Origin of the sequence: Frankia sp. Mgl5 (assembly GCF_023242985.1) — a bacterium.
GTDB lineage: Bacteria > Actinomycetota > Actinomycetes > Frankiales > Frankiaceae > Parafrankia > Parafrankia soli.
Window position 1 is genome coordinate 1 of sequence record NZ_JALKFY010000072.1, and the last position, 285, is coordinate 285.

Consider the following 285-nt stretch of genomic DNA (forward strand, 5'->3'; position numbering starts at 1 on the left):
AAACCGGTGGGCGTTCACATACTGACCCAGCACGCTGTTCACTTTTTTCTCGCCCCACACGGTGCGCAGCTCCCATAGCATGATCGCAGCCCGGGAGTAGACCAGATCGCTGTAGCTTTGCCAATCAGGAAACTTTTCAACGGGCTGCCACGAGGACTCTCCCTTCTCCCGGTAGTCCTCGCTCAATTTCGCGCGAAGCGCACGTCGCATAATCCGTTCTGCTGCCAGCTTTGGACTGAATTGGTTGAGAAAAGCAAGCGCCGCGTATTCCGTCAGTCCTTCATC

1 pseudogene is annotated in these 285 nt (G+C 55.8%); it reads right to left on the bottom strand.

Annotated elements, in window-relative coordinates:
* Positions 1 to 285: pseudogene (locus MXD62_RS08410) on the bottom strand (M1 family peptidase); the annotation flags it as partial.